This is a genomic window from Weissella sagaensis (assembly GCF_010306265.1).
GTDB lineage: Bacteria > Bacillota > Bacilli > Lactobacillales > Lactobacillaceae > Weissella > Weissella sagaensis.
This window is the reverse complement of record NZ_BLKA01000012.1, coordinates 1-16,314: the sequence shown is the minus strand read 5'-3', so window position 1 is coordinate 16,314 and position 16,314 is coordinate 1. Positions and strand designations below refer to the sequence as shown.

Annotated in this window: 15 protein-coding genes; all 15 read right to left on the bottom strand. The window is 34.8% G+C overall.

Annotation, left to right across the window (positions count from 1 at the left end; all coding sequences use genetic code 11):
* Positions 1-42 precede the first annotated feature (42 nt).
* A complete protein-coding gene (locus G7Y65_RS08860) occupies positions 43-402 on the bottom strand; it encodes a hypothetical protein (RefSeq protein ID WP_042494187.1) in 360 nt (119 codons plus the stop codon).
* Positions 403-414: 12 nt separating this feature from the next.
* Positions 415-1,053 carry a YtpR family tRNA-binding protein gene (gene ytpR, locus G7Y65_RS08855; protein WP_042494190.1) on the bottom strand — a complete coding sequence of 213 codons (639 nt, stop codon included), beginning with the start codon at positions 1,051-1,053 and terminating at the stop codon, positions 415-417.
* A 31-nt stretch (positions 1,054-1,084) separates the two neighbouring features.
* Positions 1,085-2,158, bottom strand: coding sequence for a glutamyl aminopeptidase (pepA, locus tag G7Y65_RS08850; RefSeq protein ID WP_137600855.1), 1,074 nt, complete (start codon positions 2,156-2,158; stop codon positions 1,085-1,087).
* 21 nt (positions 2,159-2,179) lie between these two features.
* Positions 2,180-2,815 carry a uridine kinase gene (gene udk, locus G7Y65_RS08845; protein ID WP_042494195.1) on the bottom strand — a complete coding sequence of 212 codons (636 nt, stop codon included), beginning with the start codon at positions 2,813-2,815 and terminating at the stop codon, positions 2,180-2,182.
* A 22-nt stretch (positions 2,816-2,837) separates the two neighbouring features.
* Positions 2,838-4,208 (bottom strand): sensor histidine kinase, encoded by a 1,371-nt coding sequence (locus G7Y65_RS08840; protein WP_042494199.1) that lies wholly within the window; start codon positions 4,206-4,208, stop codon positions 2,838-2,840.
* 18 nt (positions 4,209-4,226) lie between these two features.
* Entirely contained in the window at positions 4,227-4,940 is a 714-nt protein-coding gene (locus G7Y65_RS08835) for a response regulator transcription factor (protein ID WP_042494203.1), read from the bottom strand.
* 125 nt (positions 4,941-5,065) lie between these two features.
* Positions 5,066-6,283: an MFS transporter gene (locus G7Y65_RS08830; RefSeq protein WP_042494206.1), complete on the bottom strand. Its 1,218-nt coding sequence runs from the start codon at positions 6,281-6,283 to the stop codon at positions 5,066-5,068.
* A 105-nt stretch (positions 6,284-6,388) separates the two neighbouring features.
* Complete coding sequence (gene rpoD / locus G7Y65_RS08825) at positions 6,389-7,522, bottom strand: RNA polymerase sigma factor RpoD (protein WP_042494209.1); 1,134 nt, start codon at positions 7,520-7,522, stop codon at positions 6,389-6,391.
* Positions 7,523-7,532: 10 nt separating this feature from the next.
* Positions 7,533-9,404, bottom strand: coding sequence for a DNA primase (gene dnaG / locus G7Y65_RS08820; RefSeq protein ID WP_042494211.1), 1,872 nt, complete (start codon positions 9,402-9,404; stop codon positions 7,533-7,535).
* Positions 9,405-9,823: 419 nt separating this feature from the next.
* The gene (locus tag G7Y65_RS08815) at positions 9,824-10,855 is read right to left on the bottom strand and encodes an IS30 family transposase (protein WP_141926801.1); all 1,032 of its coding nucleotides are present in this window, start codon (positions 10,853-10,855) and stop codon (positions 9,824-9,826) included.
* Positions 10,856-11,955: 1,100 nt separating this feature from the next.
* The gene (locus G7Y65_RS08810; protein WP_141926802.1) at positions 11,956-13,179 is read right to left on the bottom strand and encodes an MFS transporter; all 1,224 of its coding nucleotides are present in this window, start codon (positions 13,177-13,179) and stop codon (positions 11,956-11,958) included.
* Complete coding sequence (locus tag G7Y65_RS08805; protein WP_165206969.1) at positions 13,180-13,842, bottom strand: thioesterase II family protein; 663 nt, start codon at positions 13,840-13,842, stop codon at positions 13,180-13,182.
* Positions 13,843-14,009: 167 nt separating this feature from the next.
* Positions 14,010-14,348 carry a hypothetical protein gene (locus G7Y65_RS08800; protein ID WP_165314821.1) on the bottom strand — a complete coding sequence of 113 codons (339 nt, stop codon included), beginning with the start codon at positions 14,346-14,348 and terminating at the stop codon, positions 14,010-14,012.
* An 86-nt stretch (positions 14,349-14,434) separates the two neighbouring features.
* Positions 14,435-16,192, bottom strand: coding sequence for an AMP-binding protein (locus G7Y65_RS08795; RefSeq protein WP_275668999.1), 1,758 nt, complete (start codon positions 16,190-16,192; stop codon positions 14,435-14,437).
* A gap of 8 nt (positions 16,193-16,200) precedes the next feature.
* The coding region (locus G7Y65_RS08790) for an IS3 family transposase (RefSeq protein WP_153109727.1) at positions 16,201-16,314 on the bottom strand (114 nt) is incomplete at its 5' end.

Here is a 16,314-nt window from a genome sequence, read left to right as displayed (position 1 = left end):
AAACACTTGTCTTCATTATATAGACAAATGTTTTTTATATTATTAATCATTAAAGTATTGATTATGATCACGTGCAGCAACACTATCCTCTTCTGAGAGAATATCATCTAAACTTAATCCTAAACCTGTTTTTATCGCTTTAGGTTGTTTAACTTTTTTAGGTGCTTTTTCACGTTTCGTAGACTTTTTAGGTACTACTTTTTTGACATTTGGCTGGATAATTTCAGCTGCTATTGGCCGTGCTTGCGACTTTTTATCAACAACATCAAGACTATCAATTTCATTATCTTGATCAGAAGAAAGCAGAATGTATGTTGTTTTGGCAGCCAACAATTCTGCAACCTGATTATAATAAGTGTGCATTAAATTTTCATAAAAAACAATTGGGCGTTGCATAGGCATTCTACACCACCCTTATTCAAATAATGCTTGCGCTGCAGGTGATTTTGCATCAAATGGTGTACCCACTGGGGCAAAGTCTTCAGGTAAAATTAACGCACCTGGTACTTGGGGTGCATTAGGCAATTTTAACTCACGACCAGAGCTAATCATACCATTTGACTTAACGCCACGTAATGCGCCTGGCCAAATAATTAAACCTGATGGCATCATTGCACCAACTTTAGCAACAACGACCTTAATTCCTTGTTTCATATTAGGTGAACCTGACACAATTTGTACACGTTCATCATTATCGACAACAGTTGTTGTTACTTGTAAGTGATCAGAATCAGGATGTGGTTCTACAGATTCTACATAACCAACAACAAATTTAGGTTTATCATCAACAGTCAATGTTGATGTAAAACCAGCTGCTGTAATCAAATTATTTAAAATCGTTACTTGGTCTTCAGAAAGAAAAACTTGCCCATTAGCATGGGTTAGATCCAATGATTGGCTAATATTGATAAAATTATAGCCAATAACCTCGTCATTTGTGTTAGTAAATTGGACAACGTTTCCTTGTCGTGAAAAAGTATATTCTGTTCCTTGTTGGGTTAAGACAATTAAATTATCACCCATTCCAGCGGGATTATAGCTAGCAATTAGCATGCTGTCAATTCTCCTTTTTTAATTAATTATTTTAATCACCATAAATAATATCATTTACGGTACTTGCATCTAATTTTTGGGCTAATGTTTCAACTAATGCTTGGGCTGCTTGAAAATCAGCAATCGACCAAACTGTTTGATGAGTATGAATATAGCGTGAAGCAACACCTAACGCAACTGAAGGAATCCCGTTATTTTGGGACTGCGCCCCATGAGCATCTGTGCCTCCCTTAGCGACAAAGTATTGCAATGGAATATGGGCATCAAAAGCAGTATCTAAAACAAATTCCTTCAAACGCAATGGCATAATAACACCTGGATCAAATACACGTAGTAATGCACCTTGATCCATCTGACCTTGACCTTGAGCTGAAATCGTATCATCTGCAGCAGAAGAATCAAGTGCAAAGAAAATATCTGGTTTCAATTGATTTACAGCAGGTCCAACACCTCGTAAACCAACTTCTTCCTGCGTATTTGCACCCATAATTAGCGTATTAGGCAATGTTTCATTTTGCAAATTTTCTAAAGCATTTAAAATAGTAACTAATCCAAAGCGATTGTCCCAACTTTTAGATGCCACTCGTTTACCAGTTGCCAACATGGTTGTTGAAACCTTTGGCACAATGAAATCACCAGGTCGTACATTAAATGACTCTGCTTCATCCTTGGATGAAAAACCACCATCAAATAAGATATCTTGAATCTGCGGTGCTCCACTAACGTTTCCTTGACGCAACAAATGCGGTGAAACTGAAGAAGAAACAACAGGATACTGGTTATTACGCGTGAATAATGTAAACCGTTCAGCTGATACCGTATAGGGATTCCATCCACCAACTGGTGCAACCACTAACATACCACGACTTGTAATTTGTGTAACCACAAAGCCCACTTCATCCATATGAGCACCAAACATAATGCGTGGTGCGTGTGCGTCTTGATTATGTTTGATACCGTACAAACCACCCAGTCCATTTTGAACAACTTCATCTACTAGCGGTGAAAGATCTTCTCTGAACGCTTGTCTAATTTGATGTTCTTGGCCAGATGTTCCTTGTAACTCAGTGTATTTAACAATACGATTCCAAATTTTCTCTTCCACTTAATTCACACTTTCTAACAATTATGCCTTGTTTTTATTTAAAATATCTCGAATTTGTGCTTCCAACATCCCAATGCCAACTGTATTTGCGCCACCTTCTGGTAAAATAATATCAGCATACCGTTTTGTTGGTTCCACAAACTGGTGGTACATTGGTTTAACGGTTTCCAAATATTGGTTAACCACAGAATCTACAGTTCGACCACGTTCAACAATATCACGTTGCATCCGACGAATGAAACGTAAATCATCATCAGTATCAACGTAAATTTTAATGTCTAACAAATCACGTAATTTTGCTTCTGTAAACAACAAAACACCTTCTAAAATAATCACATCAGCAGGTTGAATTGTTACTTTTTTAGTTGATCGTGTGTGATTTGTATAATCATATACAGGTTGCTCAATTGTTTTGCGTTCTAATAATTGTTTTAATTGTGAAATTAACAATTCATTATCCAACGAATCTGGATGATCGTAATTAGTCATACGCCGTTCATCCATGTTTTTGTCACTTTGATCGTGATAATAAGCATCTTGTGGAATCATCACAACTGATTCCCCTGCTAAACGTTTAATAATATCTTGGCTAACAGTTGTTTTACCGGACCCAGAGCCTCCCGTAACACCAATTACCATTGGACGTGATATAGACATACTTAGCCTCTTTCTTATTTAATTATTGCAATGGCAAGGTAACTGTAATAGTTGACCCAACACCAACTTGACTTTCTAATTGAATTTGACCTTGCGCTTGTTCCACTAAGTCATTAACAATTGCTAATCCCAAACCAGTTCCTGGTATTGATTTTGTGCGTGACTTATCAATGCGATAAAAACGCTCAAAAACGCGATCTTGTTCATCACTTGGAATGCCCAAGCCTGTATCTTTAACTGCAAATGCTAATTCATTGGCCGTCACCATAGCAGAAACTTTGACGGTACCATCTTGTCGATTATACTTCATGGCATTACCAATTAGATTAGTCAAAATTTGTTCGAAAACGCGTTTATCTTGTTTAATCATTAATGTTTCACTAACGTCATTTTTTAGTGACAAATTCAATTTATCCTTATGCTTTTTGGCATTAAAAATCTTAGTAACCATTTCAAACATATTAAACTCTTGTAATGAATGTGATTGCTCAGGAACCTTAGCCAACGTTAAAATATCATCGGTTAAATCTAATAATCGATTTGTTTCAGATTGAATAATTTCTAAAAATTCCTGCCTGTCAGCAGGATCATTTTGCGCACCACTCAACAGAGTTTCTGTAAAACCGGCAATCGCTGTTAATGGTGTTCGCAATTCATGTGAAGCATTTGCAACAAAGGCTGTTTGCATATCTTTCATTTGAATAACTTCTGTCATATCATATAAAAGAACTAACAACTCATAATGACGTTTTCTAGTTTGATAATAAACAATAGAAACATCCACCATTTTATTTTCAAGTTTCACAAGTTCACGAATTTTTTTCTTTTGTTTCAATGCTTGTTCAAATAATTCCATTAATCGATGATATTTAATAACATTATCGTAATGTGTATTTACTAAGTCACTTGAAACACCTAACAACTTACGTGATTGCTCATTTGCCTGAATAATCTTGCGTTCCGGCGTAATCTGTAAAACCCCCATTGGCATGTTTTCCATCAAAGTTTCCATCGTACTACTTTGTTCTTGCATAATTTTAATACGTTGGCTATTAAGATGTTGGACATTATTAATAGCCGTAGCAAGAGGCGCCAATGAGTCATCAGGATGCATTAAAACGTGTGCTGTGTGCGTATGCGTTGTCTCTAAATCTTGTAATTTTTCAATAAACAAGGCTAAATGTGCATCACGGCGTTGTCGTTGAATTTCGAGTGCCAATGTTGTTGCACCAGACAAAATCATTGATAATAAGATTAAGACATGCCATTTTAAAGTGACATTCTGATCGCCTGTCATCGATGTCAACCATAAAATAAGCCAAATGATAGCAGCGTAGACAAACCAAAAAAGCACAAATCGTTTTGCTGATTCAATTAATTCATCAATATTCATATTTTAATCCTTTCATGTTTATTCATCATGAGAACGATCAAAACGATAACCAAAGCCACGTACTGTTTTTAAATATACTGGATGCTTTGGGTCTAATTCGATTTTATCGCGTAAATGTGATAAATGCATGTCTACCATCCGAGTATCTGGTCCCGAAAATTCATATCCCCAAACACCATCTAAAATCGTTTCACGACTTAAAACACGACCTTCTCGTTCAGCCATATAAGCTAATAATTCGTATTCTTTTGGTGTTAATTTAACAATTTCACCATCAAACTGTACAACCATTTTATCAAAATCAATTGTTAAATTACCAAATGATTGAATTTGTTTAACATTGTTTTCTAATACTGGTTCTTTCTTTTGACTAAAGCGGCGTAAAACAGCGTGCACACGTGCAATGACTTCACGTGGACTAAAAGGTTTTGTAACATAATCGTCAGCACCAATTTCTAAACCAACTACTTTGTCTATTTCATCGTCTAATGCCGTAATCATAATAATTGGAATCTGGTTTTTTTCAGCACGTAGTTCACGTGTTACATCGACACCACTTACTTCCGGCAACATAACGTCTAATAGTACAACATCAATGTCGCCCTCTCGAATAATTTCTAATGCTCGTTTGCCATCTAAAGCTGCAATGACTTCAAAACCAGCTTTTTTTAAGTTATACGTTAGTAAGGTTTGTAATGATGGTTCATCATCAACGACTAAAACTTTTGTCATAAATAAACTCCCGTATCACATATTAACTATTAGTTTACCACGAAAATTCACGAATTTGCGGGTTATTATGAATATAAAAATATACATTTTCCAAAAATAAATGATTATTCATTTATTAGTAAGCCTTATTCCGCTAACTTTTTTTCATGACGTTTACTCAAAACTTTAATTGTCATCATACCACCCAACAACAAAGTACCTAATACAAAGAGTGTCCAAGCCCCCATAATTGAAACACCATACCCTAGCGAAATTGTAATAAGCGGTGCAAATAAATCAGTCGCAAAAAATGAAATACCAAATACACGGCCGAGATATGCTGGTGAACTAGCTTGTTGACGGACAGTATTAATTTTAATAACAAAGGCAGATCTTGCGAATCCATATAAAATAACTAAAATAATAAATACCCAAAGCCGTTGAATAAATGTTGTTAAAATAAACGCTGCACCTAGTAAGTAAAAATCACGGTACATCGAATTAATGGTATTAAAAGTAGGAAACTTAGCCAACAACACACTAACTAAGACACCTGCAACAGCTGCCAATGTTAGCGCTGTTGAATAGCTAGTGGCTGACCCATGATAATTATGCTGAATAAGGTACGGCATTGCTAAAATAAAGCCTTCAAAGAAAAAGTTTGTCCAAATTGTTAATAACATTGATTCAAATAATTTAGGTGATTGTTGTACATATCGAAATCCGTCTACCAAGCTTTTCAAAAATGGTTCTGATTCGCTCGTTTTATCTTTTGGTTCAGGTCGATACTTAATTGCTAAATTAAATAACACCGTTACAAGTAACATTAACCCTAATATTTGTAAAAATGTTTTTAGATTAATCCATTCCAAATGTAATAATAACCCACCAACAAGTGGTCCCAATGCTTGTCCTGTTGAAAAAGCAGCACTTGCCCAGGCATTAAAACTAGCTAAAGAGCGTTTGTTAATAACATTAGGTAGAATTGCACGCGTTGCAGGGTACGAGTATGACACATCAATATTTAATATAAATGTTAGCACAAATAAAATCCAGATTTGTGGTTTGGTGGGATCTATAAAAAAGGATAAACTTAATGCCCCTATCGCACCTAATGTATCTGCACACAATAAAACAATCTTACGATTAAATCGATCAAGAATTGAACCAACAAAAATATCATTTAAAACATACACAACAAATCCAAATCCAGTTAATAAACCTAAAATTTGCGCATTACCATAGCTTGCAACTAAAAACCAGTTCAATCCAAAACGATATACGCCATCCCCAAAAACTGAAGCAAAATTTGATGCCAGCAATGGAAAACTAAAATTTGCTAATTTTGATTGGTGTTCATCCATAGATACACCTCCTTTTTTACAAGTAATAATGACCTTTTATTTAAAAAAAGTGGTTTTAACTATGTAATATAGTCAAACCACTCTATTATTGTCGCTACTTATTGCTTAATCCAAGAAATCACGTAATTGTTTTGAACGTGATGGATGGCGCAACTTACGCAACGCTTTTGCTTCAATTTGTCGAATTCGCTCACGTGTAACGCCAAACACTTTCCCAACTTCTTCTAGTGTTCGGGTACGACCATCTTCAAGTCCGAAACGTAAACGTAAAACATTTTCTTCACGGTCAGTTAGCGTATCTAATACTGACTCTAATTGTTCTTTTAGCATTTGGTACGCAGCCGAATCGGCTGGTGATATGGCTTCATTATCTTCAATAAAGTCACCCAAATGTGAATCATCCTCTTCACCAATTGGTGTTTCCAAAGATACAGGTTCTTGTGCAATCTTTAAAATATCACGAACTTTATCCGTTGGGACATCCATTTCAGCACCAATCTCTTCTGGTGTTGGTTCACGACCCAAATCCTGTAACAAATTACGTTGAATACGGATTAACTTATTGATTGTCTCAACCATGTGTACGGGAATTCGAATAGTACGGGCTTGGTCAGCAATTGCACGAGTAATTGCTTGACGAATCCACCACGTTGCATATGTTGAAAACTTAAATCCTTTACGGTAATCAAATTTTTCAACAGCTTTCATCAAGCCCATATTTCCTTCTTGAATTAAATCAAGGAACTGCATACCACGACCAACATAACGCTTAGCAATAGAAACTACCAAACGTAGATTGGCTTCAGCTAATTCTTGCTTAGCAGTTTCATCACCAGCTTCGATTCTCTCAGCTAGAGAAACTTCTTCCGGCCCAGTTAGCAATGAAACACGACCGATTTCCTTCAAATACATCCGGACAGGATCATTGATTTTCATACCAGTTGGTGCATCGGCAGCTTGTTTAAGTTCCTTTTCTGATAATTTTGTTTTCTTGTTTTCCAAAGCACGTGCAGTTGGCTCACCTTGTTCATCAACAATAGAAATACCAGCTGATTCAATTTTGTCATACAAATCATCAATCTGATCAGCATTTAAACTCATTGGCTTTACAACGGCCTTTTGCAAATCAGTTTCCTTGATTTGCTTATCTTTTTTAAATTCTTTAATAATTCCTTTAACAGCTTTATCAAAGTCGGCCTTATTAAAGGTCGTTTTATCTTGTGTTTTCTTTGCAACCATCATAGACTCCTTAGTGTTTTGTATTTTTATTTTGTTTTTCTTTTAATGCCGCTAAATATGCAACACTTAATTGTGCGACACGTGCCTGATCTTGCAGTTGATTAGCTTCTTTAATATTACGAGATAATTGTCGAATTTTTTCCTCTAGCGGAGCTTCATTATTAATCACATTAATATATGCTAATACTTGTTCACGATCAGTAAATAACTGTGGGTCTACTTCTGCCAATGAAGCTAAAATACGTGTTAACTCTGGCTTTTGTACATAGTCCATAAATGCAGCCATATCATTGATTGGTTCTTGCTGATGCTCTTCACGATATGCCATAGCAATCATAAATAATGTTTCATAAGAGACATCCTGAAACGAAAAACCAACGTAATTTGTGACTTGTAACCAAACATCATTATCATGTAACATCCATGCAAATAAAATTTGCTCTGCTTTCTCAATTCGTGATACATTGCGTTTCACAGTTACGTTACTGGTATTATTATATACCTGTGAACTAGATGTTACCTCTTTTTGTTGCTGGTCACGCTGCTGGTTTGATGGTTGGCGTGCTTGCCGTTGTAATAATAGCGGTCGAATTTGATCTTGTAATGCTTCATAACTTAAATCAAATTCATTTGCGACTTGTCGCAAAAAGCGTTCTCTAATGACTGGCTCTTCAACGGTTGCAATTACGGCAAGTGCATCACTAATATAAGCAAAAAATTCCGTTTGATTATTTAAGTTACGATCAATTTGTAGATAACGCAGATTAAATGTAACCGGATCTTCTATATTATGTGTCAATACTTGCTTAAATGCATCAGCATCATTTGCACGTAGATACTCATCTGGATCTTGATTATCAGGTATATGAATAACTTGTGCTGATAAACGACTATGTTGCGCAATTAAATCCAAAGCACGCTTTGTCGCCTTTTGACCAGCCATGTCCGAATCATACGTAATACTAATCTTATCAGCCAATCGCGATAGTTGTTGTACTTGTTCTATCGTCAGTGATGTTCCCATTGATGCAACACCATTTACAATCCCTGATTGAAATGCTGCTATCACATCCATAAAGCCTTCAAATAAAATAACCGTTTTTTGCTTTTTAATAGTATCCTTTGCTAAATCTAAATTAAAAAGTTCAGCTGATTTATTAAATAATGGACTTTCTGGAGAATTAACATACTTTGGAATATCATCATCATTCGTTAACTTACGTCCTGAAAATGCAATCGGGTGGCCGCTACTATCCCTAATTGTGAATAATACACGATTAGTGAAACGATCATGTAAACTACCATCAGACCACTCAACAAATAATTCCGACTTACGTAATAATTGATAGTCAACTTTCTGTGTTTGAAAATATTCGTATAAAATATTTCCTTCAGGGGCATACCCCAGCATAAATGCATCAATTGTTGATTCATCTAGTCCACGTGCAGTTAAGTACGTTAAAGCCTGTTCACCAGAGTCTGTATTAACCAGTAAATGGTGGTATAACTTAGTCGCTTCAGCGTACAAATCACGTAAAGCTTTTGTTTCTGAATCAACCTGCACATTAGCTTGATTATCCAAATACGAATCATCTATATCTACACCCGCTTGTGGTGCAAGTTTTAGCACTGCTTGTGGAAATGACATGTTTTCAACTTCCATCAAAAAGCTAAACGCATTTCCTCCTCGTCCACAAGAAAAGCAGTGAAAAATCTGTTTTTCTTCATTAACAGAAAATGAAGGTGTACGTTCCTCATGAAAAGGACACTTACCAAACAAATTGCGTCCTTGTTTCTTTAACTGTACATATGGTGAAACAACATCAACAATGTTGACACGTTCACGTACTTCTTCTACAATTTGCTGAGGAATTTTAGCCATAAACATCTCACCTCCATTTCAATCAAAATGAACTTTTCCAGCTTCTATAATTATACGCTTGAATAATTAATATGCAAGTATCTTGTCAACCCCTATGAAATGTTCGAAAGATTGTTATGATAAGGTTCTTAAATTAGAGATTCGGTATTATGTAAACTAAAAAATGTGGGGAATTGTCAAGTTATTAGCTATCAATTTTCCAAAAAAAATTTTAACGACTAGCCGTGCATGCCTTGCCAGCAACCTTTACCCGCTTTATTACATTTTTGTATCTTTTTTTGGTTTGCTTGCTCTGGTTGTCTGCCCATGTTGTGGTTGTCACAATAATTTTTAAAATATAATTATTTACTCACACACTAAAACGACTTGTATTGATTACTATAAAATACAAGTTCAAATAGTAAAAATTAGAATTTTAATTAAGCTAATTGTGACCGATGTTGGCGTTTCTTCTGACGTGCCCGTTGACTTTGCAAAAATTGACCATAACATTGTTGCGGTGTTTGCCACTTTAAGACAGCTTTTGGATAATGGTTAATAATGTCTTGCACCGCTCTTAGTGCCACTAACGTGGTTTTAGTCAGACTTTGCCCTTTGGGAAAGAAACGCCGAATGTCACGATTAATGCGTTCAATCCCCCCTTTTTCGGCAGGACTATACGCATGGGTAAAATAAACACCCACTTGCCATTTATCAAATAGCATCATGACATCAAGATTGGTAAATTCATGACCACGGTCCGTAGTGACTGACTGCACTTGATTTGGATGCCGGGTTAAAAATTGTTCAATGGCATCATGCATGGCACTCACCCGTTTACTGTCCAATTTCATTAGCTCCACATAGCGACTTTTACGTTCATAAAATACTAATAAACTGGCTTTCACCCCTTGGGGTGAATCAATGCAATCCATTTCCCAGTGACCAAAATTACGCCGTTGGTTAATCGCCTTAGGACGTTGGTCAATACTATGGGCTTGCATGAAATCACTCTCATGATGTGAACGCATCGCTTCGCGCATCGAAACAGGCCGCAGATGGTACTTGTGTTTTTTATAATTCAAAAGCGCCGGTACTCTTTTTTTTAAATAACGATATAAAGTGGTTGCTGAGGGCACATTTTTCATACTGTGTGCAATCATGGGAATAGTCCAGTGTTTTTCTTCAACGGCTTTTTGAACCCGTTTCAAAGCCCCTTTTGATGTGTGGAGTTTGCCATAATTGCGATTAATGCGGTTCTGGGCAGCTAACCAATCTGCATATTCCGGATCATACGGAATTTTATCTAATGAAACATCAGGTCGCCGCCGATTGTGATGCACTTCATCATAAATTGTTTTGGGCGTTCGATGCAAACGTAAAGCAATTTGGCGTAAACTAATCTTTTGTTCATAATACCAAACATAAATGTAATAACGTTCAGAGCGACTTAAGCGTTTATAAGATTTCATCCGTTTGTCTCCTTAACAGGTCAGCTATTTACCCAAATAACAAAAACTTTCTAATTTTCTTTAGATGAATGTGGCACAATTGTTTGATTCTTGCATAATTGAATTGGCCACGTTATTAAAAAAAAGGCCATAGAATGCGTTTCTCAGCATTTAAATGGTACTAAATCAATAAAAAAAGCCGACAAATGTCGACTTTTTTATTCTTAAATCTTCAAGAATAATCATGTAGTAAAAATACTGGTGTAAATTACTAAATCTTAGTAACTCCCACAAATATAACTCTATAAAATTTTGATGAATTTTTCAAATAATTTGATTTATAAATTTATGTAGCACAAATTAGCATGCCCTTTTTTATTCAATATACAAAATATCAGCTAACAGAAAAGGATTGACATTGTTTGATAGTATTATATTATTTTCCTGATAACCCAACACTTTATCACGATATAAAGGACTAACTGTTCTCGTATTATCATGATTTTTTAATTGAGTCGTCACTGAAAATTATTGATCAAAAGCTTTCAGTAAGTGTTGACTAATATTTTTTTCTGACATTTCTACATGGTCTTGTCGTTGACTATTTCTTTGCCGTTGTTGCGAGTATTTAGCCACATTCTCTGTATGATCCCTCAGAAAAAATCCTTACCATTTTACCATACTGCGTTCTTGATAATCTTTGGCAAAAAAACTAGCTGCCAGATTTAATTATGCTTGTATTTCTTCTTGATCATACATTTTTGTTGCCTCCATCGTATAAATTATTAACATTAACCATATGTAATTAATTTCAATCTAATTAAAAAATTGAGCAATCCTTTTATGCACTAAACCCAAAAAATTGGAGAATTAATCGGCGCATTAAACAAATTGGCCGTACTGCATATAACTATGGGAACTCATTGAATTATTTTTTTAGAATACGTCTATAACTATCCAATCGCAAACATATAAACGCTAATTTTATGAACCTACTAACTAAAAAAGCTTGCGAGTATGACAAAACTATCAGATTAACAAACTCTTTAGTCGATTTCACGATTTTTCACTAGTATCGATTTTGTTTCGATATAGTACGACCATAAATTGTAGTGACAAAGTTAGCTTTGTCTTAGGTTTAATCTAAACATCTTTGGATATAAAACAACTAAAACAAAGAAGAGTATACCGGAAATAATGAAAACAGTTCCGGCAGAAAGAGTATCAAATGAGAAGCTGGCAATAATTATTCCAATTGGCATCAAGACTTGGACACATGTTCGTGAAATATTGAATACTCGACCTTGCATGTTTTCTGGGACATGTGTTGTTAACCACACTAGGGTCGGTGTATTTAGAAGTGCGATTAAACTTCCCGTTACAAAGTTAAAAATGATAATAAAAATTGAAAAAATCAATTTTGAATGAACACTCGAAAAGAGAAATAGCCCCATTATTAAAAATAAGATACTAAAAATAGATGTCATTTTCCATGATATATATAATGGGTGCTTAAACTCAGAACGTTTTGATAACAGGTAACTGGTTACCAGCATTCCAATTGACACTGCAGCTTCTGACAAAGCATATACTCGGTTAGGTAAACTTAGAACATGAATTTGTATATATGGTAGCCCAATACTAAAGATAGTATAGAAAAAATTAATAGCGCAACCAAACCAGATTGCAAATACGAGCAATTTATCTTTAAAAATATATGTTAATTCATTTTTCTCAGTTACTGCTCTTGCCAGTTTCATACTATCTTTATATTTGATTACCCACATCAATAATAAAGCAAGAGTCTCACAAACTAACTCAGCAATGATAAAAACTCCAAAGTGCATATCAAAAATTGAAAACCATGCTGCTGCAATAATTGGACCAATAATGCTTGAAAATGAAGAGACCATCTGTTCGTAACTCTTTAGTTTTTGAATATCTGCACTATCCACTATCAATGTAGCAGATGCCATATATGCTACATCAAATATTTGATCCGATATCCTCAATATTACTAAAATGAACATAACTAACAATAAAACCTCATTGTCAAATTTGAGCAACAAGATTGCAAAAGTTATAAGCCCTATCATACTTAGTATCTGAGATAATGATATTATCCTTTTTTTGTTTGCCTTATCAATAAACAGCCTTAATACTGGTGCAAGTGCCAAACTAACAACCGGCCCAATAGCCTGAGAAATTCCAAAAACACTTGCCGATGAATATTGTCGTAATAGAAACAGCCCCATAGCAAACGAAAAAATACTGCTACCTAAGTTTGCTATTAACAATGCTACAGATGCAATATATAATTGTTGTCGCGATTTTTTTTCAGTCATCTAATATCCCTCTTTCTCCAAAAAATCATTCAAATCGTTGATGAACGAATTATCCGAATCGTATATGAAAAAATGATCGCCTTCATACTCTTTTATTAGACTATCTGCCATTATGATAGATGACCATTTTTCAAAACTGCTTTTCGGTACGCTATCATCTTTTGTACATCGACCTAAAAGCACTGGGACATCAATGCTTGGAAGTGGCTGGTCTGGATAATATTCATCAATCATCTTATAGTCCCTATGAATAACATTATAAAAAAATTCAAATAAGTCTTTATCATCCATAACCACAGCAGGTAAATTCCCCATAAGGTAAATTTTATTCATAAATCTTTCTTTTGGTAATTTTGCTAATCTTGAATCTCCAAACTGTTGATCTCCTATAAATCCTGAGCTCAACAATACTAAACTTTTAATAGAATATTCTTCTCGAAGTTTCAAATATAGTTCATACGCTATCATTGTCCCCATACTTATCCTTAACAAACAAATATGCTCTTGTTGGCTAACTACTTGCCTTTTCTCCTCATATAAGGACGCTACTAGCCCTTTCATGTCATCTTGTGCCATCTCACCTAATCTATTTCCATGCCCAGGGTATGATAAAGCGATAAACTCATTTTTAACATTGTTATACTTTGTTAAAAAATCGTACACATCAGAACCCCCCCAACATATGGCAAGCAAAATGTTTTCATAAATTTAACACCTTTCCTTTCTAGGTTCAACTCTTGTGTAAAGTACCTATAAATGTAAAAGGACAAGAAACTTCCATTTAATCAATACTATTAGTATTGATGTCCCCACACTTTAACAATATTTAATTAAAAAGCTGCTATTAATTGTGACTTAAAGTCCGTTAAGTTATTTTTAGATATAACGTCTTCATCAAAATCAATGTTGAATTTGAATTCATGATTACTTAAAACACAATTGATTACAATCAATTCATTGATTAGGTACTGCATTTCGTCTTGAAATTGATTTTGTATTACTTCGAAATTCGAATATTCCATTTTTCTATTTTCGTAAGCGCCTAAGTAGTTCACAATTATGCGATTTCCATGCAAATCAACTTTTTCTTCCTGTTCAGTTTGCACTGGTACTTCGCGTGTAAACCAACCGACTGTATCGTACAACTCAAGGTAATCGTCATTCCTCATATTTTTCTCTACAAAGATTCGATTTTTAACAAATTCAGCACCGAATACTAAAGTTAATGCTTTTGTGATTCTATCGTAAACTGAGTCTAATTCGACATTCTTAGTTGTTTTGGGATGGAAAAACTAGTTTTTGTATACTCATTACCTTGATTAAATATACCGTTTTTTATTACGCCATTAGTATTCACACGGGTAGCAGACCATGTCCCAAATTGATGACTACTTTCAATAGCTTGATCAGACAATGCCCCATCCAATTCTCTTAACATCACATCCCAAGAACTCATATCTACCAATAAATGACTAACGCTCCAAAGAAGCTTACTCTCCCCAGTAAGATCATCAACAATTAAAATCTGAAATTTTAGATCATCTGTACCTTGATTATCTCGTATATGATTCAAATAGACTTCTTTAAGATTCACGTTTTCCGTCTCTACATGCATAATTTCAAGATTTACAATTTCGTTATCGGTAACCCTTAGAGTGTCTTTATCAATTTTTGCGTGCAAGACATCATGTTTTTCATATACTTTTTTAATCGCTTTCTTGACCTGATTATACGAAACGTTTTTCAAGATTATTAATTGAACTTGGTTAAAGTAAGCATGTGGAGAAAATCTTCCAGAAAAGAATTGTTCCATGACTTCTGTATTGTTAATTACTTTTTCACAACCCAAACTCTGCTTTTTAATTTTCAATATTTTCTTAATCTGGACATCGATTAGGGTTGTATTACCAAGTAAATCAGCAATCTTTACAGCTAATGTTTCCTTTTTCAGTAGACTCTTTAATCTGATTGCATCAATAGACGTTCCACCATTATCTATGAACGATAATCGTGGATCAATTTGGGACACTTTTAATAATTCCTTCATTGATTCAATAAATACTATATGGTTATCATCAAGGGTAACATCTATATTTGCCAGATTTTTATTCTCAGCTAAAGCTTTTAGAATGCTATCACGATCAACTTTACCAGAACTATTTAACGGCACATTTTTCATTTTAAGAATAAAGTTTGGAATTTTATACTCTTCTAACCTTTTTCTAAGGGTGTCTTTAATTTCCTCGTCGCTAATTCCCATATCACTTGAATATGCCATGACGATTTTTGAATGGTCATCTAAAATGACAGAAAAATTTGAAATACCAGTGAGTGATTGAGTAAAATTTTGTATCTCCATTAATTCAATCCGATGCCCATTTACCTTCACTTGTGAATCTTTTCTACCTTCTAGAATGATATTTCCGTCACACTCATAATAACCAATATCACCAGTGAAAAATGCTGGAATATCTGAACCATCCGCACTAATTTTTTTAAATCCTCTAATATGACCATCTACATATCCCCGGCTCACATTTTCACCTGTAATAACTAGCTGACCACTCTCGAATGGCGCACACATATTGTTATTTTCTGTCAAAATAATAGTTTTAGTATTCAGAATTGATTTCCCAATAGAAATTTTATTCTCAGAAGCATTCGTAAAATCCCATCCAGTTGCTGCAACTGTACACTCAGATGGTCCATACGAATTTACAGCAATATCTATACTTGATGTATTGCCCAGTACACTTGCTGGCATTGCAGAACCAGATACTACCAACAATCGTAAGTCTTGCGGATTATACAATGAAACAATGGCTACAGGGAAAGCAGCACATGTTATTCTATTCTGTTCAATATACTTAGCTACAATTTTCGGACTATATTTATCCTTGTCTGGGAATATATATAGCGTTGTTCCATTTAAAAGTGCCATAGTAGATTCCCAAATAAATCCATCAAACCTGATTTCAGAATATTGTATTGCTCCTATGTCAATAAATGGCACATCTTTTTCTAAACACTCGTTCTAATTCTGTCGGAATTAAACCAACTGATGTAATTTGAGGTTCGGATTACCAAGTCCTCAAAATTGGAAAAAGTTGTTTGAAAGGCAAACTCTCTCTTCAA

Coding starts and splice junctions, on each gene's coding strand:
- G7Y65_RS08860 (WP_042494187.1), bottom strand. CDS start 402: ATGCCTATGCAACGCCCAATTGTTTTTTATGAAAATTTAATGCACACT.
- ytpR (WP_042494190.1), bottom strand. CDS start 1,053: ATGCTAATTGCTAGCTATAATCCCGCTGGAATGGGTGATAATTTAATT.
- udk (WP_042494195.1), bottom strand. CDS start 2,815: ATGTCTATATCACGTCCAATGGTAATTGGTGTTACGGGAGGCTCTGGG.
- G7Y65_RS08840 (WP_042494199.1), bottom strand. CDS start 4,208: ATGAATATTGATGAATTAATTGAATCAGCAAAACGATTTGTGCTTTTT.
- G7Y65_RS08835 (WP_042494203.1), bottom strand. CDS start 4,940: ATGACAAAAGTTTTAGTCGTTGATGATGAACCATCATTACAAACCTTA.
- G7Y65_RS08830 (WP_042494206.1), bottom strand. CDS start 6,283: ATGGATGAACACCAATCAAAATTAGCAAATTTTAGTTTTCCATTGCTG.
- rpoD (WP_042494209.1), bottom strand. CDS start 7,522: ATGGTTGCAAAGAAAACACAAGATAAAACGACCTTTAATAAGGCCGAC.
- dnaG (WP_042494211.1), bottom strand. CDS start 9,404: ATGGCTAAAATTCCTCAGCAAATTGTAGAAGAAGTACGTGAACGTGTC.
- G7Y65_RS08815 (WP_141926801.1), bottom strand. CDS start 10,855: ATGAAATCTTATAAACGCTTAAGTCGCTCTGAACGTTATTACATTTAT.
- G7Y65_RS08810 (WP_141926802.1), bottom strand. CDS start 13,179: ATGACTGAAAAAAAATCGCGACAACAATTATATATTGCATCTGTAGCA.
- G7Y65_RS08800 (WP_165314821.1), bottom strand. CDS start 14,348: ATGAGGAATGACGATTACCTTGAGTTGTACGATACAGTCGGTTGGTTT.